The following is a 22,209-nucleotide window of genomic DNA, read 5'->3' as shown; positions in this document are numbered from 1 at the left end:
TAATATGCATGTCACATTAGTGGAAATTAATGTTAAGGCTGACAAGATAGACGAATTTATCGAAGTATTTCGGGATAATCACCTCGGTTCTGTTAAAGAGCCAGGCAATTTACGGTTCGATGTATTACGTGATGAAAATATCCCAACCCGCTTTTATATCTATGAAGCCTATGCTGATGAAGAGGCTGTTGCGGCGCATAAGAAAACACCCCATTACTTGCGCTGTGTCGAAAAACTAGAAGCATTGATGACCGAGCCTCGCCAAAAAACGACGTTTGTTGGTTTGATGCCGGAAGGGAAGTAAGGCAAAAGGGGACATCAGGCCGAGTGACAGCAAATATTTTCGCATGTCACCAAATGGAAGATAAGACTGGTTTAACCCTCTGTTTGTCAATGTAATAATGATAACGGAGGGTAATTGGCGTCACCATGATTATTGATATAACCACTTGGTAATAAATGCTGCTACTTGTTCTGGCTGATTGATATTAAGTTGTGGAAGTGGTGTTGCCAGCGCAATATCGCTGGCAATTGCTATTACATAGGGATCGAGGATCTTATCAACGGTATGATTCAGGCCATCTCGATAAAGTGCTATTTTGGGGATTGGTTCTTGTTTGAACCCTTCAACCAAAATCAGATCCAGCGAATTTGCATCAAATCGGCTGGCAAGATAGTAAAGATCCGGTTCTGGTAACTCTGGGGTTTCAGTCATTAAAGCCCAGCGCTGTTGGCTGGCGACTAACGTTTGTGCAGCACCTGCTTTGCGGAGTTCATAGCTGTCTTTGCCTGGATTATCGACATCCATATTGTGATGAGTATGTTTAATTAGTCCAACGCGGATATATTGCTGGCGTAACAGTGGAATGACTTGCTTTAATAGTGTTGTTTTTCCGGTTCCACTATAAGCGGTGATACCCAGAATAGGCAGTGTTGTATTGTTGCTGCTGTGGTTCATGCTGGCTCCTGAAGGCATTCCCAATGACGGTGTTTCCAGTTATGGCATTCTTCAGGTGTATTTAAGTTAGTGAAAGCGTTGGGATTGGGAAAATAGACCGCCTTTGCCTTAATCATCTGCATAAAGAACATGAGTTTTCTGTCTCCCAAAGCGAGATAGCTTTCCAAACGAGGGATTAGACTGCGGTTCATTAATACCAAGGTAGGATGTGCCCGCACGCAATCATGTGCATAAGCAGCCCAAGCGTTTTGTTTGTAGTGCCACAGTTTTGCGACCAGGTTTTCAGGGAAATTGGGGACATCGCAAGGGACAAATACCACCCATTCGTGGATGGCGCTTTTTAAAACCGCCAACATACCTGCCAATGGTCCGGAAAAATCGGCAATGATATCCGGTATGATGGGATAGCCACTCTGATGATAAATTTCCAGATTGCGATTGGCATTAATCAACAGTTCATGAACCTGTGGCTGCAATCTGGTGGCAATGTGTTGGTATAGTGGGGCATTGTTAAATTTCAGTAATCCTTTATCGTTTCCCCCCATGCGGGTGGATAATCCTCCCGCCAGAATTGCGCCACTGATTTTTGGATGCGTCATGTTAAATCACCTGATATTGGGCAATGAAATATTTAATGTTTGGTATACCTTTTCTTTATAACCATTGTGAATCAATATCTAACCATGCTGCTTGAGGTGGCAGTATAACTTTACGCTGATTGACAGACCAATGCTTTCTCTGAGCCATTAACCCTGCTAATTTGTATCGTGATTTATAAGGAACTAAAAATGAAGTATCACCGCCTCAATGAAGTTATCGAACTTTTACATCCAGTATGGAAGAATGAGCCGGATTTAAATCTGGTGGAGCTGTTGCAAAAACTGGCTGACGAAGCGGGATTCACAGGGCAGTTGTCTGAATTAACGGATGATATTCTGATTTATCATCTGAAAATGTGCGGTACGGATAGCCATGCAGAAATCCCTGGGTTGAAAAAAGATTATGAAGAAGATTTTAAGACGGCGTTGTTGCGTGCTCGGGGCATTATTAAAGATTAATGAAGAGAGAACTGTGTTGTGACGGAACCGAAGGCTTTTAATTTCCAAAATATTACGCCAGATTTAATCATGGATGCATTGGGGCAATCTAGCCTGTACCTTGATTCTGGTCTAACCGAACTGAATAGCTATGAGAATCGGGTGTATCAGTTCATGGACGAAAACCGCAAACGCTATGTTGTGAAATTTTATCGCCCCCTGCGCTGGAGCCAGCAGCAAATTCAGGAGGAACATGATTTTGCACATGAATTGCAACAGGCTGATTTGCCCGTGGCAGCACCGTTGATGTTTGATGGGCAGACGGTGTTGAATTATGGTGGTTTCTTTTTTGCCATTTTTCCCAGTGTGGGAGGGCGTCAGTACGAATCAGATAGTTTTGACCAATTGGAAGATGTTGGGCGATTGCTGGGAAGAATGCATCAAATTGGGGCAAAAAAAACATTTTCTGCTCGTCCCACCCTTAACCTGAATGAATATTTATATCAGCCATATCAATATTTGGCTGAATGTGAACTAATTCCCTCCAGGCATAAACAGGGTTTTCTGGCTGCACTAGATGAATTAAATCAGGCGGTGGCAAGCCAATGGCATGATAACTGGCAAGTATTGCGGCTGCATGGTGATTGCCATGCTGGTAATATCTTGTGGCGTGATGAAGCGTGGTTTGTGGATCTTGATGATGCCCGCAATGGTCCCGCTATTCAGGATTTGTGGATGTTGCTCAATGGCTCACGGCAAGAAAGATTGATCCAATTGGATATCTTGCTTGAGTCGTATGATCAGTTTATGGCATTTGATCCCAAGACATTGGCATTAATAGAGCCTCTGCGTGCGATGCGAATGGTCTATTATTTAGCCTGGGTTGCTCGTCGTTGGCAAGATCCGGCTTTTCCAAAAGCGTTTCCGTGGATGGCTGATAGTGATTTTTGGCATAAGCAAGTAAGTCTTTTTTCTGAACAAATCCGGCTGTTACAGGAGCCACCTTTACAGCTCAACCCGATGTATTAATTTTTTTGGAGACCATTATGAAGAAATTTTGGCTAGCGCTGGTGGGAGCGTTCATGGCATTTAATGCATCCGCTTCCGGTTTTTCTGAAGGTAAACAGTATACCGAATTAAGAGATCCGGTTGCGAATCAGCCTCAAGTGGTGGAATTTTTCTCTTTTTATTGTCCTCACTGCTATCAGTTTGAAAATATTTATCATGTTCCTGCCACTGTTGAGAAAAACCTGCCGGCAGGTGTGAGCCATGAACGTTATCATGTGGATTTTCTGGGACCTTTGGGTAAAGCATTGACCGATGCCTGGGCAGTCGCCATTGTCATGAAGATCGAAGATAAAGTCACGCCTATTTTGTTTGATGGCATTCAGAAAAGCCAGACCATCAATAGTAAGGAAGATATCCGCAATGCTTTCATCAAAGCGGGAGTCTCTGGTGAAGAGTATGACGCAGCTCTGAACAGCTTTATCGTGCAATCAGTAGCCGCTAAAGAGCGTCAGGCAGCCCAGGATTTCAATTTGCGTGGTGTTCCGGCAATCTTTGTTAATGGCAAGTATTTGATTAACAATGGTGGAATTGATACCCGTTCTGCGCTGGACTATGCCCAGAAATTCTCTCAAGCAGTGAACTATCTGGTGAACAAAAAATAAGTCGTAAGATGGTGGCGTAACGAAACAAAAACGCTAGTATTAATATAAAATAATTTAGGTATTGTGTCGGCCATGAGAGAGTTGGCACAATACTTGCCAAAAAACACCTTTCATAACATAAACTCCGGTAATATCCACAAGTCAGTGATTTTAAAGCGGTTGTAATATTTATTTAATATTCTGCGTAATTCATTGATTTTTTATCTCCTGTTATCCACTTTTTGTGGGAATAAACATAAATCTGTTTTATATGCCATTTTTTTGTGCACAAAGTTATCCACAGAGTGCTTATCAGAATATTTGCCATAAAATGCAAGTTAGTACGAGAAAATTCCCGCAAAATTCGTCTAGAACGACACAGTATGGCATTCTATTCTTTATTCATTCCTCAGAACGACGAAGAAAATTTTATGGCACAGATAGCAGACAATCCCCTGATTTTGGTTGATGGTTCTTCATACCTTTATCGTGCATACCATGCGTTTCCTCCACTGACAAACAGTTCGGGAGAGCCGACGGGCGCCATGTATGGCGTGCTGAACATGTTGCGAAGTTTAATCATGCAGTATAGACCTAGTCATGTGGCGGTCGTGTTCGATGCCAAAGGTAAAACGTTCCGTGATGAATTATTTGCTGAATATAAATCCCATCGGCCGCCAATGCCGGATGATTTGCGTTTGCAGATTGAGCCGTTGCACAAAATGGTCAAGGCAATGGGACTGCCAATTCTGGTTGTGCCAGGGGTTGAAGCTGATGATGTTATCGGCACATTAGCCTTGCAGGCTGAAAAAGAGGGTCGTCCGGTGCTAATCAGCACTGGTGACAAAGATATGGCGCAATTGGTGACGCCAAATATCACACTGATTAACACCATGACCAACACTATTTTGGGGCCGGAAGAGGTTGAGGAAAAATATGGTATTCCTCCTGAACTGATTATCGATTTTCTCGCCCTAATGGGGGATTCTTCCGATAATATTCCGGGAGTGCCAGGAGTGGGGGAGAAAACTGCTCTGGGGCTATTGCAGGGTATTGGCGGATTGAATGAGATCTATGCTCGGCTTGATGACATTGCCACACTTGGTTTCCGTGGTGCCAAGACATTGAGTGGTAAAATGGAACAGAATAAAGAGGTGGCTTATCTTTCCTACCAATTGGCGACAATCAAAACCGATGTTGAGTTGGATAAGAGTTGTTTAGATCTTTCCATTATGCCACCAGATACGGATGAATTACTGACGCTGTTCAGTCATTTTGAATTTAAGCGGTGGATTAGTGACGTACAAAATGGCAGTTGGCTGGAAGGCAATGGGAAGAAACCTGTTGCAGCCAGCGTTAAGCCCGAATCAGTGGCTGCTGTTCCAGCCGCTGCTAAAATTTCATCGGAAAATTATCAAACTATCCTTGAGCGCCAATCCCTTGATGAGTGGATTGAAAAGCTGAAACAAGCTCCGGCATGCTCTTTTGATACTGAAACCGACAGTCTTGATACCCTAACAGCTAATCTGGTGGGGATGTCTTTTGCCATTGCAGTGGAGGAATCAGAAGTTGAAGCCGCTTATCTGCCATTGGGACACGATTATCTGGACGCGCCACCGCAATTGGATCTGCATGAAGTTCTCGCAGTATTAAAACCACTATTGGAAGATGCCAATCTGCCTAAGATTGGTCAAAACCTGAAATTTGATCGTGGTGTTTTGGCGCGTTATGGCATTGCCTTGAATGGTATTGTTTTTGATACCATGCTGGAATCGTATGTTTTGAACAGCGTGGCAGGGCGACATGATATGGATAGCCTTGCTGATCGTCATCTGGCCTATAAAACCACCACATTTGAAGAAATTGCGGGCAAGGGCAAAAAGCAACTAACTTTTAATCAAATTCCGTTGGAGGAAGCCGCAAAATATGCGGCAGAAGATGCGGATGTGACTTTAAGGCTGCACCAGGCTATGTATCCTCAGTTAGAGTGCGCCCCAACCCTGCAAAAAGTTTTCCATAACATCGAAATGCCGCTGGTGCCGGTGCTGTCCCGTATGGAAAGAACAGGGGTGTTGATCAATGCCCAAACGTTGGCAGAACATTCAAGGGAAATCACTGCGCGTTTGGGTGAGTTGGAAAAATCTGCGTATGAGCTGGTAGGGGAAGAGTTCAATCTGGCGTCACCAAAACAGCTCCAAGTTATCTTATTTGAAAAAATGAATTTGCCTGTATTGAAGAAGACGCCAAATGGTGCACCATCAACCAATGAAGAAGTACTGGAAGAGTTGGCAGAGCACCATGAATTGGCAAGGGTGATTTTGGAACATCGTGGTCTGGCAAAACTGAAAACCACTTACACTGATAAACTGCCTCAGATGGTGCACCCACTGACAAATCGTGTTCATACCTCTTATCATCAGGCAGTAACTGCAACGGGGCGACTCTCTTCCCGTGATCCAAACTTGCAAAATATTCCTGTTCGCAATGACGAAGGGCGCCGTATCCGTCAGGCATTTGTTGCGCCGGAAGGTTACCGCATTATGGCTGCGGACTATTCACAGATTGAATTGCGTATTATGGCGCACTTATCACAGGACAAAGGCTTGTTGGAATCATTTGCCCAAGGTAAGGATATCCACCGTGCGACTGCTGCGGAAGTGTTTGGCGTACCATTGGAACAAGTGACCAGCGAGCAGCGTCGTAGTGCTAAGGCGATTAACTTTGGTTTAATTTACGGTATGAGTTCGTTTGGGTTATCTCGCCAATTAGGTATTCCACGTGGTGAAGCACAGCGCTATATGGATCTCTATTTTGAACGTTATCCGGGAGTGTTGGCTTATATGGAACGTACACGGGCGCAGGCGGCTGAGCATGGATTTGTCGAAACTCTGGAAGGCCGTCGGTTGTACCTGCCGGATATCAAATCGCGTAATGCTATGCGCCGTAAGGCGTCAGAGCGTGAAGCCATCAATGCACCTATGCAGGGGACGGCAGCGGATATCATCAAATTGGCAATGATTGCGGTAGATAACTGGATTGTCAGTGGGCAACCAAATGTACGTATGATCATGCAGGTTCACGATGAGCTGGTATTTGAAGTGCATGAGTCAGAGCTGGAGACAGCGGGGCAGAAAATCAGAGAGCTGATGGAACAAAGTATGCAGCTTGATGTGCCGTTAAAAGTGGATATTGGGATTGGTGATAATTGGGATCAGGCACACTGATGTCTTTTCTATCTTAAAAACTAAAAAGAGCCGCAGAAATGCGGTTCTTTTTTTATTGAATGATTTTTATGGAAATACTGCTTATTTAATAAACTGAAATTGTCTCAATTATGTTGCGAAGAGGCGTATGACAAGAATTTCAGTTAGGTTTTAGATTAGATCTAGATCTCAGAAATATGTAATTAAACTACATAAATGACGACATATTAACCTAATTTGCTTAAATGTTAACTGCTGAATCGAGGTAATTAGTGAAAATTAATTACAAAAAAGTCTTTTTTTGATGAAAAGAATAGGTTAAAGTTATCGGCGTAGGGTACAGAGGTAAGATGTTCTATCTTTCAGACCTTTTACTTCACGTAATCGGATTTAGCTGAATATTAGCTGCCCCAGTCATATTTTTTGACTGGGGCGTTTTTTTATGTCCGATTAATGGAAATGCAGTCAAGGCAGGAGGCGGATGTTACTCCGCCTCAATAGCAGGCTGATTGAACCAAAGGTTGAGTTTTTGCTCTAGTTTATCGGTGCCGATTTTTTTCAGGGCGGAGAAGTATTCGACCTGAATATCACCATTCAGAGAGGCTAACTCCTGACGAACTTTCGCCAGTTGGCTTTTACGGGCACCGGAAGCCAGTTTATCGGCTTTAGTGAGTAATACCATGACGGGAACTTGCATCACGACCGCCCATTCGATCATTTGCATATCCAGATCTTTCAACGGATGGCGGATATCCATCAAAACCACCAGCCCTAACAGGCATTCACGCTTTTGGAGATACTCCCCCAGGGCTTTCTGCCATTTACGTTTCATCTCTTCTGGGACTTCAGCGTAACCATAGCCCGGCAAGTCTACCAGACGAACACCTTCTTCAACTTCGAACAGGTTAATCAACTGGGTACGGCCAGGGGTTTTACTGGTACGCGCAAGGCTCTTTTGGCGGGTTAGTGCATTCAGGGCGCTAGATTTACCCGCATTTGACCTGCCGGCAAACGCGACCTCAATGCCCACATCTTGAGGCAGGTGGCGAATGTCAGGTGCACTCGTGATAAAGTGGGTCATATGATAGTTGTAGTTTTTGATGGTCAAAATGGTTATCTCCCTGAGGAATACACAAAAATAGCACGGTGATTATACCGAGAGCAGCCGCTTGTGGACAGGCGTAACTTGATACCGACATTTTACCGTCATTTATATCGACATTTCTTCCGACAATGAACGGTGCAGGTAGTCGGCAAATAGCGTGTATAACTCACCTTGAGCAGTTGAGATACTCGTAAATGTAGGTAAATCTTTGGAACTTAGCTCCATTGGGAATTACACTTAAGAAGTTTTGTTGTTATGAGTTTTATTGTTGACCTCAAAAATAAAGGAATCATCAATGTTTAAACGTATTTTTGTGTCGCTTATGACTGCCTGTGCTATCAGTGCGATAACTGTCCCAGCATTAGCCGCTGAAACTCACGTGAAGCTGGTAACATCAGCTGGAGAAATCGAACTTGAGTTAGATAGCGATAAGGCACCAATTACTACCAAGAATTTCGTTGAGTATGTCAATGAGGGATTTTATAACAACACCATCTTTCATCGTGTTATCCCAGGTTTTATGATTCAGGGTGGTGGCTTTACGAAAGATATGAAGCAGAAGGCCACCAAAGCGCCAATCAAAAATGAAGCAGATAACGGCCTGCGTAACCTTCGTGGTACTATTGCTATGGCACGTACCGCAGATAAGGACAGCGCTACCAGCCAGTTTTTTATCAACGTGACCGATAATGCTTTCCTTGACCACGGGCAGCGTGACTTCGGTTATGCGGTCTTTGGCAAAGTTGTCAAAGGTATGGATGTGGTTGATAAAATTTCTCAGGTCAAAACAGAAAATGTTGGCCCTTATCAAAATGTACCGGCAAAACCAATTGTGATCTTGTCTGCCAAGATTGAGCCTTAACAGCCCGAACACAGATATAGTACGGTATTTGGATAATCGTTTATGGTTGTTTAAGTACCGTTTGTATTCTCCCTCTCTCCGCCCTTTCTACTTTGTTGTATGATGGTAATGCGGTCGCCGTACCACTATTTTAAAAGTGCTTCTGTGGTATGATGAGTCCCCTATTGCTGTTGATACTGATTTACCTGATTTTACTATTATACAGAATGCATAATATCCCAATGGGGTAGGGCAACTTATAAGACTATAATAATCAGTAGGATATATTCCTATGTTACTAATAATAGATAACTACGATTCTTTTACATTCAATTTATATCAATATTTTTGTGAGTTAGGGGCAGAGGTTTTAGTTAAGCGTAATGATGAGATCCAGCTTGAAGATATCGAAAATTTGGCGCCTACTCATTTAGTCATTTCTCCAGGCCCTTGTACGCCGAATGAAGCAGGGATCTCGCTGGAAGCGATTTCACATTTTGCAGGGAAATTACCCATCCTTGGTGTGTGCCTGGGACATCAGGCAATAGGCCAGGCTTTTGGTGCGAGCGTTGTTAAAGCTCGTGAAGTTATGCATGGAAAAACCAGCCTGATTCACCATAGCCAGCAAGGGGTATTCAAAGGATTAGATCGTCCATTGACGGTCACGCGTTACCACTCTTTGGTCATTGCCGCAGAAACACTTCCTGCTTCATTTGAAGTGACGGCCTGGAGTCAGCGTAATGGTGACGTAGATGAAATCATGGGAATACGCCACCGTACTTTGCCACTGGAAGGGGTGCAATTTCATCCAGAAAGCATTCTTAGTGAGCAGGGACATGAATTGTTAAATAATTTCCTCAAATATTAGTTAGATACCTCTACATTCCCTCATTCTGTTGTTTTTTATTTGCCCTTTAGTGATTTTTTATTCATATTTTATGACTATTATTTCACTTGAAAATGGCAAATATAAAAATAAGGTGAGGGAAATGGTAGAAAATAAAGCAGTAAACCGAAATATCTATGATCAAGTGATGTTGCCCATTTATGCACCAGCGAATTTCATTCCTGTCAAAGGGCAAGGAAGTCGAGTATGGGATCAACAGGGGAGAGAATACATTGATTTTGCCGGTGGTATCGCTGTCCTGGCTTTAGGACACTCTCATCCGGCTTTGGTGAACGCTTTGAAACAGCAAGGTGAAAAATTATGGCATGTCAGTAATGTTTTTACCAACGAGCCTGCTTTAACCTTAGCGCAGAAATTGATTGATGCGACTTTTGCCCAGAAGGTCTTTTTCGCTAATTCGGGAGCGGAAGCCAATGAAGCGGCATTTAAATTAGCACGTCGTTATGCGATTACTCGTCATCATCCCAATAAAACTAAAATTATTGCTTTCCATCAGGCGTTTCATGGACGCACTTTTTTCACGGTTTCGGTAGGAGGGCAACCAAAATATGCCGAAGGGTTTGGGCCTAAACCTGCTGATATTATTCATGTGCCTTTTAACGATCTAGATGCTGTCAGGGCTGAAATCGATGATCGCACTTGTGCTGTTGTTTTGGAACCCATTCAAGGAGAGGGAGGAGTCACGCCTGCGACAATGGAGTTTCTACATGGGGTGCGTGAATTGTGCGATAAGCATCAGGCTTTGTTGGTTTTTGATGAAATTCAGAGTGGGATGGGGCGCACAGGTAAGTTATATGCTTACCAGCATTATGGCGTACAGCCGGATATCTTGACGACAGCAAAAGCGCTGGGGGGAGGTTTTCCAATTAGTGCAATGTTAACGACAGATACAATAGCGGCGGCAATGGAAACGGGTGCACATGGAACGACTTATGGTGGAAATCCATTGGCTTGTAGCGTCGGTTGTGTCGTACTGGATATCATCAATACTCCAGAAGTGCTGATGGGTGTGGAAAAACGGCACGATATGTACATTCATGCTCTGGAAAAGATGAACCAAAAATATGGCATTTTCCATGAGTTTCGTGGAAAAGGCTTGCTAATAGGAGCCGTGCTGAAGGCTGAATATCAGGGTAAAGCCAGAGAGATATTGCAGCAAGCGGCGGAAATGGGATTGATGTTATTAAGTGCAGGAGACTGCATCTTGCGCTTTACGCCATCATTAATTATTCCTGAGGATGAAATCACAGAAGGCATGATGCGGCTGGAAATGGCGATATCCCGCTGGCTAAACAAATAATAGTAAAAAAAGCCAGTGCGAAGTAACGGATTGCACTGGCTGAGTAGTTTCTGGTTTATCGGGAATTAACGTGTCCCATAAACGACGATGGTTTTGCCATGTGCAGAGATCAGGTTTTGATCTTCCAGCATTTTAAGGATACGGCCAACCGTTTCACGCGAGCAACCCACAATCTGCCCAATTTCCTGACGTGTGATTTTGATTTGCATACCATCAGGATGAGTCATTGCATCAGGCTGTTTAGCCAAATTGAGCAATGTCTGGGCGATACGGCCTGTAACGTCCAAAAAGGCTAAGTTACCTACTTTTTCGGAAGTGGTTTGTAGGCGACTTGCCATCTGGGCAGATAAACGCATCAGAATATCAGGATTGACCTGAATTAACTGGCGAAATTTCTTATAGGAAATTTCAGCCACTTCGCAGGCACTTTTTGCTCGCACCCATGCAGTACGTTCTTGCCCCTCTTCAAACAATCCAAGTTCACCAATGAAGTCCCCCTGATTTAAATAAGAGAGAATCATTTCCTTACCTTCTTCATCTTTTATTAGAACAGCAACTGAACCTTTAACAATGTAGTAAAGCGTTTCTGCTTTCTCGCCTTGATGAATAAGCGTGCTCTTGGATGGATATTTGTGAATATGGCAGTGTGACAAAAACCATTCAAGAGTAGGGTCTGTTTGTGGCTTGCCGAGAACCATTCGCTTTATCCTCTGTTGTTATTTCTGCCTTTATAGTGTGAGAAACTATAGTTCCTCTTCAGGCTAGCTTTATAAAGTCAATAGATTAACATATTAACCTGCTGAAAAACTGACAAGCGGGAATTTTATATGGATTATAAGGATGCCAAAATGTAGGCATATTGATCTTAACCCATATACCTTGCCAGTCCGCGCTTGTAACCTTGTTTGTAACACAGGAAAGCATTTCTGTCTTCTCCTGTATCGCTTCAGCATATTAAACTGACTGCCAGATTACCAGAAATCAGGCAGAAGAGTTGGTTTTATTGATTTTACATTTATAAAAGGGAAAAAATTATGTCACAAAAAATGGTCTGTTTATTTAAATAAAACAGGTAACATTATTTTTTGTTACCTGCCCTATTAAAAATTAAATAAGGATTAAATTACGAGATTTTCTTGCCTTCTAGTAATTGTTTAACAAGCGGTGCCATAATTAATTCCATTGCCAACCCCATTTTTCCACCTGGAACGACGATAGTATTTATGCTGGAAATAAATGAACCCTGAAGCATAGCTAGCAAATAAGGAAAATCAATTTGAGTGAGGCCCCGGAAGCGGATCACGATAAAACTTTCGTCCAGCGAGGGAATGGCCTTGGCAGAGAAGGGGTTGGAGGTATCAACGGTAGGGACACGTTGGAAATTGATGTGGGTACGTGAAAACTGAGGAGTGATGTAGCGGATATAGTCATCCATTGAGCGGACAACGGAATCCATGACAGCTTCTCTGGAATGCCCACGCTCTCCGGTATCACGGATAAGTTTTTGTATCCATTCTAAGTTGACGATAGGCACAACGCCAATCAACAGATCCACATGACCGGCGACATTGTGTTGTGGCGTGACAACTCCACCGTGCAGTCCTTCATAAAATAGGACGTCCGTATTTGATGGCAGGGGTTCCCACGGTGTGAAAGTCCCTGGTGATTGGTTATAGGGAACGGCTTCATCATAGGTATGGAGATATTTTCGGCAGCGACCATTGCCCGTTTCCCCATACTCAAAGAATGTCCTTTCCAACATACCGAAATCATTAGCTTCTGGCCCAAAGTAGCTGATATGTCTGCCCTGTTCTCTTGCTTTGCGTATCTCGGCATCCATTTCAGGACGAGTGTAACGATGGAAACTATCCCCTTCTATCAGTGCGGCGGTTACGTCAAATTGTTGGAAAATTTTGCGGAAAGCGACACTGGTAGTGGTTGTTCCTGCTCCACTGGAGCCAGTGATTGCGATGACGGGGTGTTTGGCAGACATGAACAGACTCCTTAATCAATAAAACTGGCGAATCAGTCAATTAGAATGAATAAAGTTAGCTGAGCTTTACGGACGGAACATCTCTTTAGGCAAGATATTAACGGTTCCATGTAGTTCAGACCATACCAACAGAACCTCGCCTCGTTCAAGCTGACGTTTTACATCCTGTACTTTTTGTTCGAGCGTTTTTTCCTGTTCGCCGTAATCAGTACCTTCCCGCAGGACAAAACTTTCAATCAAGTTGTGGAGTGTATCGGCTTCCAATTGTTGCCACGGGATAATCATTGTGATTGCTCCTGAAAATACTGTAATTCATCATCGGGTAAACTTAGCTGTTGCCAATGGAGTTGTAGTCTGGGATTCATAATGAATTGATTTCATGATTAGTTATCTTGTATGTGAAATAACATACTGTTATTTTCTTGAAAAGAAATGTCAACTATCTGGGTGGGAGGGGAATCTACCCATGACTTTAAGCCTGATATTCTCGCTTAGTATATTTATGTTTATTTCCGCTGTCACACCAGGTCCAAATAATTTGTTACTGACATCATCGGGAGCTAATTTTGGTATTCGCCGTTCTATCCCGCTTTGTCTGGGCATTATTCTGGGAATGCAGACAATTTTACTGCTGTCTGCGTTTGGTGTTGCGGCGTTACTGCTGATTTATCCTGCTATACATACGGGCCTGAAAATACTCGGATGCCTGTATTTATTATGGCTAGCCTGGAAAACAGCCACCTCGCATTATAAGCGGCTGGACACCACAACGTCGGCAGGAGAGCCAATAAAAATCTATCAAGGTTGGTTATTGCAGTTCTTGAATCCCAAAACATGGTTGATGGGATTGGGTGCAATCAGTAGTTACAGTCTGGCTGGAGAGTTGTATAACCATTCCATTTTTGTTATCAGTATCGTGATGTTAATCGTCAATACCCTTGCTGGGGCAATCTGGCTTGTTCTCGGTTCACTGATTGGTCAGTTACTGAAAAGCCGTCGTGCGTGGTTTACATTCAATATCGCAATGGGTGTCCTGACAGCCGCTTGTGTGCCTTTAATCTGGTTTGGCTGAGTTAACTTAAATCGATATTCTTGCTGCCGAAGAATAGCGTGAGCGTGAAGCCAGCGATATAAGAGACGATTAGCCCGGCACCATATATTGTCATGCCCGTGAAGATGCTGCTGTTGGATATCATCAGCGGCAGGGCGACTAGCCCGGAAGGGCCGAAAACGCTATTCAATCCGACAGGCCATCCCCACCAGGCAATCAGGCCGATAAAAAAACCACCTATGGCACCGCCGAGACAGGCGGTGACAAAAGGTTTGACGCGGGGAAGTGTGACACCATAGATCAAGGGCTCGCCAATCCCCAGTAAACCTGGAATGATGGCGCCTTTGATTTGAGCACGCAGCAAAGCGCCTTTTTGGGCTTTGACATATAACGCCAGTGCGGAGCCTACTTGCCCCGCCCCTGCCATCGCCAAAATGGGAAAAAGGGAATTAAATCCTTGTGCTTCCATCAAAGCAAAATAGACGGGAACAAAGCCCTGATGCACACCAAACATCACGGCGATTAGGAATAGCCCTGCAAGGATGGCTGTACCGAACGGGTTACCATTCAAGTTCATGAACAGCCATGACATCACGGTAAACAGATAACCTCCGACAGGCATAATGATGATAAATGTAACTGCGCCCATAATAAGTAGGGTGACTGTGGAAGTCAGGATCATATCCAGATCAGAGGGCATGATTTTACGGATCTGTTTTTCCACCCAGGCACCGAGAATACAGGCAATCAGTATCCCGATAATATTGCCTCGAGGGTCAATGGCGAAGCCAAAAAAATGACTGATACCGGAGTAGAAACCACTGGTAGCTTCGGCGTTATAACCTAGCACAAATAGAGAGGCGATGATGGCTCCGTTAACCCCTGATCCTCCAAATGCCTTTTGTGCATTGTAGCCAATCAAGATACCTAAGAAACTGAACATGCCTTTGCTGAAAATTTTCATATAGCCAACCATTTCAACCAATATAGCGTTGGGATGAGTGACTTCTTTAATAAAAACTTGTTCCAACAGAGTAGCAAAACCCAATAACAGGCCAATGGCGATAAATCCAGGGATCAGGGGAGTAAAGATGGTGGCAAATTTAGCCAGAAATTTATGGACTGAACTGGTTTGTTTTTCTTTGAGATGTTTTTTGTTAGAAGTGGCGATATCTTTTAGCGTGCCAGAATGGGGTTTAGCAGGGGAAAGTTCAGATCCACTAGGATGACGTGTATCACTTAACAGCGTTTTCATCATCTCTGCTACTGTTTGGGCTTTGCCGGGGCCAAGGACAATTTGAAGTTGGTCATCAGTCTCTATGACGTTCAAGACACCGGCAACCTTCTTCAACCTGAATATATCGGCAAGTGAATCATCCCGTAGAGTCAACCGCAGGCGGGTCATGCAATTTCCACAGCGTACAACATTACCCACCTCGCCAATGGCGTTGAGTATTTCCGCCAACATTTCCTGACGAATTTTAGCCATTGAACTCCCCCTTCTAAAGAGGCAATGATTATCGGTCTATTGAGATAGCTGGCCGGATAAACCCTTGGTGTTCAACCAGTAATGCTTTAGCCTCTTCGGAGTTGACGCCCGATAAAATCATTACGATTGCGGTTTTGCAATGACCACCACAGGCATTTAAGGCCTGTTCTGCCATTTCTCTGCTGCATTCAGTGGCAGCCATGACAATATTCTTCTGGCGTTCGATTAATTTGGCATTGGTAGCTTCTACGTCAATCATCAAATTACCATATACCTTGCCAATACGGATCATGGCGCCTGTTGTGATCATATTCAGTATCAATTTTTGTGCCGTTCCTGCCTTCATGCGAGATGATCCTGTTATCACTTCTGGCCCCACGATGGCCGTGATGGCAATATCAGCCAATTGCACCATTGGACTATCTGGATTGCAACTGATACAGGCGACAGTAGCACCAACTGATTTGGCATATTCCATTGCACCTAATACATAAGGTGTTCGGCCACTGGCCGCGATCCCTACCAGGACATCTCTTTGGTTAAAGTGTAGAGCCTTAAGATCTTCTGTACCTAATTGCCGATTATCTTCTGCATTTTCGACAGCTTTCAGAATGGCTTGATGCCCTCCAGCAATTAAGCCGATGACTTGTTCTGGTTTTGTACCATAAGTTGGTGGACATTCACTGGCATCCAGGATACCTAAGCGCCCAGATGTGCCGGCTCCACTATAGATTAAGCGCCCACCCTGACGAAATGCCTCGGCAACTTTATCAACCACACTGGCAATTTGAGGTAGTGTTTTTTCAACAGCAATAGCCACTTTTTTATCTTCATCATTGATAACGCGCAACATATCGAGAGTTGAAAGTTGATCAATGTGGGTACTGGCGGGATTACGACTCTCTGTTATCATATTGCTCAAGTCGATTTTCATCATTTTTCTGCCATATTTTATCGAAATTAAGAAGTGATTTATGTGCGTCAGATTATCTTACTGAGCATTTAATATAAAATATACCCCAAAATAGATTAAAAAAACCATGTGGAAAATTGATGACCATTGTCTATATGGGATCATTGTTTTCATTCTGATTATCGTTAAGTTATTTTCAAAAACATCCTCTGAAAAAACAAATTACTTTTTGTTATCACATGATAATAATTTTTCATTATGCATAATAGCCAAAAATTTTCTAATGTATGTTAAGTGTGGGTAAGTATTCTTCTATTTTTTTAAATATTTTGTTTTAAATTTATGATTAATGTGTTCATATTTAATATGATAATTACAAGCATGAATGGATGAGTTTTGATGCGTGAGGGAACAGACTAAAAAATATAAATGGCATAAAGGTTATATTTTTAACAATATGATTTTTAATGTATTTTTGTTTTAATTTAAGTTTGTGCTATTAAATTCTAAGGTGCTTGTATATGGCTAGATATCTTAGTGAATATACGCGTTTTTTTATTTTTTCTATTATGGTATTGTTTCTTTTATCTATGTTAACAAATGCACACCCAGTAAAACACGCAGAAAAATTTATTGTAAAAGAAGGGTTGAATATTAAAAGGGTAAATGAATCTGATAATTTAAATAATAAAATAAAGGAACAGGGCGAAAAAACTTTAGATATCAATACTGATAATAAAAATAATATAAAAACAAGCAGCATAGAAATGAATCATATTGTCGAACAAGCTAAATCTTATGCATTAGGGAAGTTTAATAACTTGGCCTCCGGCGAGATGCAAAAGTGGTTATCTCAGTTTGGTACAGCCAAAATTAATGTTTCCCTTGATAGAAAAGGCAAACTGGATAACCGCTCATTAGATTTTTTATTTCCGTTCTATGACGATAAAGAAGATTGGTTGTTTTTCTCACAATTGGGATATGGCAATAAAGATAACCGCAATACGGTTAACTTTGGTTTGGGAGGACGTTATGTTACATCCCGCTGGATGTATGGTTTCAATTCCTTTTATGACTATGATATTACGGGTAAAAATAAACGTTTGGGTTTAGGAGGAGAAGTTTGGGCTGATTACCTGAAACTTTCAGTTAACACCTACTGGCGTCTGAAAAATTGGCAGCAATCTATTAAAGAGATAGATTATGAAGAGCGCCCCGCTAATGGCTTTGACCTCAAAAGTGAATTTTTCCTGCCAGTTTACCCAAGTCTCGGTGGCAGATTGAGTTATGAGCAGTACTTCGGCGATAACGTTGCTCTTTTCAATCATCATAGCAAACAGAAGGATCCTGGCCTTGCCAGATTTGGCCTGAGTTATACGCCTATCCCTTTGATAACAATGGCAGTGGATTATAAATATGCAAGCGGTGGACATAGTGAAACGCAATTCCAGGCCAACCTGAATTATCGATTTGGAGTGACTTTTGACACCCAGTTCTCGCCTTATAACATTGCATCCATGCGTACATTGGCAGGAAGCCGTTACGATCTGGTTGAACGAAACAACAGCATCGTTCTGGATTACAGGAAAAAACAGGCGCTGCAAGTTACCTTACCTCACTCTATTCATGGGTACACTGCCCAGATGAAATCTGTAACGGCCAATGTTATTTCGGATAAACCCATCAAGCAAATTACATGGCGGGCTGGGGAAGAGTTCACTAAAAATGGGGGCAAATTTTCGAATATCGGTAACCCGATGGTTATGATACTGCCAAAGTACATCTACAATGGCGTAAATAGTTATCCAATTTATGCGGTGGTGGAAGAAGAGAATGGCAAGCGCGCCAAGACGGCTGAAATGTTAGTTACGATTGAACCTTTTGTTATTAAGGGTAAACCGCAAATTACACCTTCAACTAATGATATAGTTGCGGATGGTGAATCTGCTTTCACACTGGCAGTCGCTGTCACACATGGTCATCAAAATAATTCCCCGCTTCCCCTGATCGCGATCCAAGATGTGAAATGGACGGTTGAACTACCTAAAGGCAGTTCATTAGAGCTGAAAGATGCCATTAAATTGCAATGGGATGAATCAAGCACAACCAATGATACAGGGCAGTTAAGCGTAAAAGTAACCAGTACGAAGCCAGTTCAGAATGCGACAGTTTATTTTGAAATGGAAGGCATGCCTAAAGTTAGGATAGCTAAAATCAGTTTCAGTGATATTCAGTCTAAATATGCAATTGATTCAATAACGGTTTCACCACAAACTCCCATTGCACTAGGTGACAACAATGATAGTTATACTTTTGTGGCAACGATTTTGGGCCCTGATGGTCAGTTATTGAAGAATCAAAATATAGATGCCCAATGGCGAGTGAATCCAGATAATGGCGATGTAGAGTTGAAAGGGAGTGATAAGACGGATGCTGAAGGCAGATTGATCGCAACTTTGAGCAGCAAAACTTGGAAATCTGCGAAAATTCAGGTTGGCCTTATAATTGAAAAAGAGGTAGAGAAATTTTCAGAGTTTGTCGCTTTTGTTGAGGAAGACAAAAACATTCATGTCCAATCATTGACTATCGATCAGGCTGGGCCATTGGAAGCGACAGGAGAAAACGAATATACATTTATTGCAACGGTGGTGGGTTCAGATGGCAAACCATTTCCAAAGAGCGCGAGTGTTAGTCCTATATGGAAGATAGAAAACGGTGTTCCCGGTATGAAATTAATAGTAGGGGCAGCGAAACCAAATAACAAAGGGGAACTGACGGCAACTGTGACCAGTACTCAGGCAGTGAAAGATGCCAGAATATCTGTTTCACTTCAGGATGATGTAAAAACACTATCGCCCGCTTTCTCTTTTAGCCCGGCAAAAGTTGTCGATATTGTGTTTAAAAGTGATATAGAAGTTTCTCCAGACGGGCCTATTTGGGGTAATGGGCATGATGCATATACTTATAGAATTTTGCTCATCGATCCGAAAAGTGGACAACCGATGCGTAACTGGAGCTTAGCTAACGTCAACTGGAACATTGAAAATAAAGATCTGCCGGACAAATTAATTTTTAAAGAACAGCAGATAACTACAGATGCTGAAGGTTATTTAACTGCCTCATTAGTGAGTACTGTAGGTATGGATGGGATCATAGCCCAAATGAGTATCATTACTGATAATAAAGAGTATTCTATCATCGCGAAAATTCCCGTTAGTTTTAAAGCAAAACCACAAGAAGCAGGGCTTCATCTGATTTCCGGTCATGGTGGAGATAGTTATATTGCTGCGACACGGCAGCGAGAACCTTACAATGTCTATGGCGATTTAATCATCAGATTGACAAAGGAATCAACGAAACCTGTACATATTGTTGGTGAAAATGTCGAGTATCAATCTTCAGGAGAGCTTGTAAAAGTAAGCCAATCTGGGAATATTACATTTCCTGCGGAGAACTTCAGGACTTCTAAGGGAATAACCATTGTCACTGCAAAAGTCACAGAACCCCAAACTGGGGAGCAAACTATTTATGAATATCGGTTTAATCCACAGAGATATGTTTTTACCCCTGAGTTTGAAGATGATGGCTATGTAAAATTAGGCGAAAATTCTGAAAATAGTACGTGTGAGACTCTTGATCCCAAATATTCTTGGGGACGCAGAGCAATATCTATGACTGATCAAGATATTGGCATATCGGCATCCACTGAAACAAGTCGCTCATTGCATTATGAATATAAGCACTTTCCAGGGTTTGGTATTTTACCTTATCCATTTGGGCTGAATAATACGAAAATAAAAGTAGCAAATAGTCACAATCCATCACAATTTTTCTTATATGACTATGCGACTGGAGAGAAAGTAGATTCTAACCCTGAGGATATGGGGAGATTATTGTGTAAACTATTGGATTGAGCATAAGCCCAGAAAGTAAATACTCTCCTTATATTGAAACTTTATTATTTTTATTCTTAATTTAAAATAGTATACTACGTTGGTCATTATCCATAAAATGACATGCCAATACAGAATATTCTGATATAAAAAAGACTAAAGCCTAGGTAAGAATAAGTATACATTAGCAACACACTATAAAGCTAGCCATTGACATATCACTATTTTTTGATCGGTGTTTTTATTCGTTTTATGATGGTTACTATCTTGTTGTATTTAATATAACATCTTAAATTAATCTCCTTATTAACACGTAATAAGAGTAAATATTAAAGTGACCAGAAAAGTAAAATATAGGTGAGTTATTGATAATATAATGGATGTGAATTGTCTTCTGTTTATTACATTATACGAGTAATCCAGATATATATACTTTCTTTATGTTGGCTAATTAAATTATTTACACAATAGTTTCGTCGTATGACATTTGGTATTTTAGGCTGGTTATCAATAAAGTAAAATTATCAGTTGATAACTTAGTGCTCATTATAAATGCTATTTTTGGACTTCATAAACATTAATAATATTGTAGTTTAAAAAATGAAATAGAGTATTAAAAAATTATCAGTAATAAGGAATATGTCTCTGTTGCTAGAATATTAGTTACTTTTGAAATTATTTAAATATGAAATTAAAGCATGATAATAATAAATTTTGCGAATTTTACCCTTATTAACTAACATCTTATTAGTTAACATTTTGACCATTTGACCTAATAAAATCTTTGGCAAAACACTAAGTTGAAATGCTATCACCATGAATCTGTAATGTTTTGTAGTTATTTAACAATCATTGGGCTAAAGAACATGGATATACGCAATCTTGAGGCTTTTATCGTTTTGGCTGAAACTCTTAATTATCATAAGGCTTCTAAGAGGCTTTATCTTTCCCAGCCTGCCTTGACGAAGAAAATTCACGGGTTGGAAGATATTCTTGGTGCGTCACTATTTACAAGGGGACCAAATGGAACAAGGTTGACAGATTTTGGGCAGAAGACGTTGGAAAATACCCGAAAGTTTTTAACTCACTATGAAAACTTCAAAAGTCAGGTTCATTTCGATTCAAGAGAGGATACGGCCAGGCACTTGTACGTTGGTTCTTGTTTTCCTATCCACAATTATTCTCAAATAGAGAAGCAGATTGTGGAAAAGAAAGGGAATGTTGTGCTGTCATTGGTGACAGGACTGTCAGTTGAACAGCAGATAAATTTACTGAATGCAGGGATGCTACATGTTGCAGTGATGCCGCTATCATCTATTGGCGCTCATTTAGAGCCTAAAAAGGTGTTTACGGAAAGATTGGTCTATATCTTTAAGAAAGGGAGTTATCTGGTATCTAAATTTAGAGCAGTCTTAAGTAAGTTTGGAAATGGGGTTACTCCGACAAACTCATTAGAAAAAAAAGAAGTGGTTGAGTTAATAGATTATCTTAATGTTTTTCCTATTTATACTGGTAATGATATGCATTTGCTATTAAAAACAAATGATATCATATTGATAATAGAGATGATTACAAAAAATAGTGCCTATACATGTGTGCCTAAACGCATTATTAGCTCTATTCCTGAATACTATATGAATTTTTTAGAAATTGTTGAAACAGATAAGAAAATTGATCTTGGTGTAGTATGGACAAACTTCATAGATGATCCTCTGATTGAATATGCTGAAAACTTTTCTACCTTAGTTGCTAATGTATAAATTGATGATTATTAACGCGATGCTCGACTTTTATGGTGAGTTGAAATGACATAGCCGCTCCTTTATAACTTTAAGTCGTCAAAAATAGAGAAATAAAGGAACAAAAGGCT

20 protein-coding genes are annotated in these 22,209 nt (G+C 41.6%); 12 read left to right on the top strand and 8 right to left on the bottom strand.

Annotated features, from left to right (window positions below):
* The first annotated feature begins 4 nt into the window (after window positions 1–4).
* Window positions 5–304 (top strand): (4S)-4-hydroxy-5-phosphonooxypentane-2,3-dione isomerase, encoded by a 300-nt coding sequence (gene lsrG, locus Xentx_RS09755; RefSeq protein WP_074020055.1) that lies wholly within the window; start codon window positions 5–7, stop codon window positions 302–304.
* A 129-nt stretch (window positions 305–433) separates the two neighbouring features.
* Here the strand turns inward: lsrG and mobB are convergent, their stop codons facing one another.
* Window positions 434–958: a molybdopterin-guanine dinucleotide biosynthesis protein MobB gene (gene mobB, locus Xentx_RS09750; protein ID WP_074020054.1), complete on the bottom strand. Its 525-nt coding sequence runs from the start codon at window positions 956–958 to the stop codon at window positions 434–436.
* Window positions 955–1,557 carry a molybdenum cofactor guanylyltransferase MobA gene (mobA, locus tag Xentx_RS09745; protein WP_074020053.1) on the bottom strand — a complete coding sequence of 201 codons (603 nt, stop codon included), beginning with the start codon at window positions 1,555–1,557 and terminating at the stop codon, window positions 955–957. Before mobA ends, mobB begins: the two co-directional genes overlap by 4 nt.
* Before the next feature lie 189 nt (window positions 1,558–1,746).
* On the opposite strand from mobA, the gene Xentx_RS09740 reads away from it, so the two are divergent.
* The 5 genes from Xentx_RS09740 to spfP all read left to right on the top strand — a co-directional run bounded on the left by Xentx_RS09740 (window position 1,747) and on the right by spfP (window position 7,245).
* Window positions 1,747–2,016: a YihD family protein gene (locus Xentx_RS09740; protein ID WP_074020052.1), complete on the top strand. Its 270-nt coding sequence runs from the start codon at window positions 1,747–1,749 to the stop codon at window positions 2,014–2,016.
* An 18-nt stretch (window positions 2,017–2,034) separates the two neighbouring features.
* The gene (locus tag Xentx_RS09735) at window positions 2,035–3,024 is read left to right on the top strand and encodes a serine/threonine protein kinase (RefSeq protein ID WP_074020051.1); all 990 of its coding nucleotides are present in this window, start codon (window positions 2,035–2,037) and stop codon (window positions 3,022–3,024) included.
* Window positions 3,025–3,041: 17 nt separating this feature from the next.
* The gene (gene dsbA, locus Xentx_RS09730; RefSeq protein ID WP_074020050.1) at window positions 3,042–3,665 is read left to right on the top strand and encodes a thiol:disulfide interchange protein DsbA; all 624 of its coding nucleotides are present in this window, start codon (window positions 3,042–3,044) and stop codon (window positions 3,663–3,665) included.
* 410 nt (window positions 3,666–4,075) lie between these two features.
* A complete protein-coding gene (gene polA, locus Xentx_RS09725) occupies window positions 4,076–6,868 on the top strand; it encodes a DNA polymerase I (RefSeq protein ID WP_074020122.1) in 2,793 nt (930 codons plus the stop codon).
* Window positions 6,869–7,197: 329 nt separating this feature from the next.
* Window positions 7,198–7,245, top strand: coding sequence for a small protein SpfP (gene spfP, locus Xentx_RS20290; RefSeq protein ID WP_438361642.1), 48 nt, complete (start codon window positions 7,198–7,200; stop codon window positions 7,243–7,245).
* Window positions 7,246–7,331: 86 nt separating this feature from the next.
* Here the strand turns inward: spfP and yihA are convergent, their stop codons facing one another.
* Window positions 7,332–7,955, bottom strand: coding sequence for a ribosome biogenesis GTP-binding protein YihA/YsxC (gene yihA / locus Xentx_RS09720; RefSeq protein WP_074020049.1), 624 nt, complete (start codon window positions 7,953–7,955; stop codon window positions 7,332–7,334).
* Window positions 7,956–8,247: 292 nt separating this feature from the next.
* Here yihA and ppiA point away from each other — a divergent pair, with 292 nt between their 5' ends.
* The 3 genes from ppiA (at window position 8,248) to Xentx_RS09705 (ending at window position 11,000) form a co-directional block, all read left to right on the top strand.
* On the top strand, window positions 8,248–8,814 hold the full coding sequence (gene ppiA, locus Xentx_RS09715) for a peptidylprolyl isomerase A (RefSeq protein ID WP_074020048.1): 567 nt from the start codon (window positions 8,248–8,250) through the stop codon (window positions 8,812–8,814).
* Window positions 8,815–9,085: 271 nt separating this feature from the next.
* Window positions 9,086–9,661: an aminodeoxychorismate synthase component II gene (locus Xentx_RS09710; protein WP_074020047.1), complete on the top strand. Its 576-nt coding sequence runs from the start codon at window positions 9,086–9,088 to the stop codon at window positions 9,659–9,661.
* A 121-nt stretch (window positions 9,662–9,782) separates the two neighbouring features.
* Window positions 9,783–11,000 (top strand): aspartate aminotransferase family protein, encoded by a 1,218-nt coding sequence (locus tag Xentx_RS09705; protein WP_208607567.1) that lies wholly within the window; start codon window positions 9,783–9,785, stop codon window positions 10,998–11,000.
* A gap of 65 nt (window positions 11,001–11,065) precedes the next feature.
* Here the strand turns inward: Xentx_RS09705 and crp are convergent, their stop codons facing one another.
* The 3 genes from crp to Xentx_RS09690 all read right to left on the bottom strand — a co-directional run bounded on the left by crp (window position 11,066) and on the right by Xentx_RS09690 (window position 13,278).
* A complete protein-coding gene (crp, locus tag Xentx_RS09700; RefSeq protein ID WP_004240730.1) occupies window positions 11,066–11,698 on the bottom strand; it encodes a cAMP-activated global transcriptional regulator CRP in 633 nt (210 codons plus the stop codon).
* Between the two features lie 425 nt (window positions 11,699–12,123).
* Entirely contained in the window at window positions 12,124–12,993 is an 870-nt protein-coding gene (locus tag Xentx_RS09695) for a phosphoribulokinase (protein ID WP_074020045.1), read from the bottom strand.
* A 66-nt stretch (window positions 12,994–13,059) separates the two neighbouring features.
* Window positions 13,060–13,278 (bottom strand): YheU family protein, encoded by a 219-nt coding sequence (locus tag Xentx_RS09690; protein ID WP_074020044.1) that lies wholly within the window; start codon window positions 13,276–13,278, stop codon window positions 13,060–13,062.
* A 181-nt stretch (window positions 13,279–13,459) separates the two neighbouring features.
* Here Xentx_RS09690 and Xentx_RS09685 point away from each other — a divergent pair, with 181 nt between their 5' ends.
* Entirely contained in the window at window positions 13,460–14,065 is a 606-nt protein-coding gene (locus Xentx_RS09685; RefSeq protein ID WP_074020043.1) for a LysE family translocator, read from the top strand.
* Between the two features lies 1 nt (window position 14,066).
* Here Xentx_RS09685 and murP read toward each other — a convergent pair whose 3' ends face one another.
* Window positions 14,067–15,533 (bottom strand): PTS N-acetylmuramic acid transporter subunit IIBC, encoded by a 1,467-nt coding sequence (gene murP / locus Xentx_RS09680; protein ID WP_074020042.1) that lies wholly within the window; start codon window positions 15,531–15,533, stop codon window positions 14,067–14,069.
* Between the two features lie 28 nt (window positions 15,534–15,561).
* Window positions 15,562–16,467, bottom strand: coding sequence for an N-acetylmuramic acid 6-phosphate etherase (gene murQ / locus Xentx_RS09675; protein WP_208607568.1), 906 nt, complete (start codon window positions 16,465–16,467; stop codon window positions 15,562–15,564).
* 500 nt (window positions 16,468–16,967) lie between these two features.
* Between murQ and Xentx_RS09670 the strand changes: the two genes are divergently transcribed.
* Window positions 16,968–20,360 (top strand): inverse autotransporter beta domain-containing protein, encoded by a 3,393-nt coding sequence (locus Xentx_RS09670; RefSeq protein WP_074020040.1) that lies wholly within the window; start codon window positions 16,968–16,970, stop codon window positions 20,358–20,360.
* Between the two features lie 845 nt (window positions 20,361–21,205).
* Window positions 21,206–22,099 carry a LysR family transcriptional regulator gene (locus Xentx_RS09665; RefSeq protein WP_074020121.1) on the top strand — a complete coding sequence of 298 codons (894 nt, stop codon included), beginning with the start codon at window positions 21,206–21,208 and terminating at the stop codon, window positions 22,097–22,099.
* Window positions 22,100–22,209: the final 110 nt, after the last annotated feature.

It is taken from the genome of Xenorhabdus thuongxuanensis, assembly GCF_001908095.1.
In the GTDB taxonomy this organism is placed as follows: Bacteria; Pseudomonadota; Gammaproteobacteria; order Enterobacterales; family Enterobacteriaceae; genus Xenorhabdus; species Xenorhabdus thuongxuanensis.
Note: the sequence above shows the minus strand (reverse complement) of the source record. Positions and strands in the feature narration are given on the sequence as shown.

Excerpts from the sequence above, each read along its gene's own strand:
- ppiA (WP_074020048.1), top strand. The coding sequence starts at position 8,248 with ATGTTTAAACGTATTTTTGTGTCGCTTATGACTGCCTGTGCTATCAGT.
- polA (WP_074020122.1), top strand. The coding sequence starts at position 4,076 with ATGGCACAGATAGCAGACAATCCCCTGATTTTGGTTGATGGTTCTTCA.
- Xentx_RS09705 (WP_208607567.1), top strand. The coding sequence starts at position 9,783 with ATGGTAGAAAATAAAGCAGTAAACCGAAATATCTATGATCAAGTGATG.
- Xentx_RS09710 (WP_074020047.1), top strand. The coding sequence starts at position 9,086 with ATGTTACTAATAATAGATAACTACGATTCTTTTACATTCAATTTATAT.
- Xentx_RS09685 (WP_074020043.1), top strand. The coding sequence starts at position 13,460 with ATGACTTTAAGCCTGATATTCTCGCTTAGTATATTTATGTTTATTTCC.
- Xentx_RS09690 (WP_074020044.1), bottom strand. The coding sequence starts at position 13,278 with ATGATTATCCCGTGGCAACAATTGGAAGCCGATACACTCCACAACTTG.
- Xentx_RS09740 (WP_074020052.1), top strand. The coding sequence starts at position 1,747 with ATGAAGTATCACCGCCTCAATGAAGTTATCGAACTTTTACATCCAGTA.
- mobB (WP_074020054.1), bottom strand. The coding sequence starts at position 958 with ATGAACCACAGCAGCAACAATACAACACTGCCTATTCTGGGTATCACC.
- Xentx_RS09670 (WP_074020040.1), top strand. The coding sequence starts at position 16,968 with ATGGCTAGATATCTTAGTGAATATACGCGTTTTTTTATTTTTTCTATT.
- Xentx_RS09695 (WP_074020045.1), bottom strand. The coding sequence starts at position 12,993 with ATGTCTGCCAAACACCCCGTCATCGCAATCACTGGCTCCAGTGGAGCA.
- dsbA (WP_074020050.1), top strand. The coding sequence starts at position 3,042 with ATGAAGAAATTTTGGCTAGCGCTGGTGGGAGCGTTCATGGCATTTAAT.
- murQ (WP_208607568.1), bottom strand. The coding sequence starts at position 16,467 with ATGAAAATCGACTTGAGCAATATGATAACAGAGAGTCGTAATCCCGCC.
- murP (WP_074020042.1), bottom strand. The coding sequence starts at position 15,533 with ATGGCTAAAATTCGTCAGGAAATGTTGGCGGAAATACTCAACGCCATT.
- lsrG (WP_074020055.1), top strand. The coding sequence starts at position 5 with ATGCATGTCACATTAGTGGAAATTAATGTTAAGGCTGACAAGATAGAC.
- crp (WP_004240730.1), bottom strand. The coding sequence starts at position 11,698 with ATGGTTCTCGGCAAGCCACAAACAGACCCTACTCTTGAATGGTTTTTG.
- Xentx_RS09665 (WP_074020121.1), top strand. The coding sequence starts at position 21,206 with ATGGATATACGCAATCTTGAGGCTTTTATCGTTTTGGCTGAAACTCTT.
- mobA (WP_074020053.1), bottom strand. The coding sequence starts at position 1,557 with ATGACGCATCCAAAAATCAGTGGCGCAATTCTGGCGGGAGGATTATCC.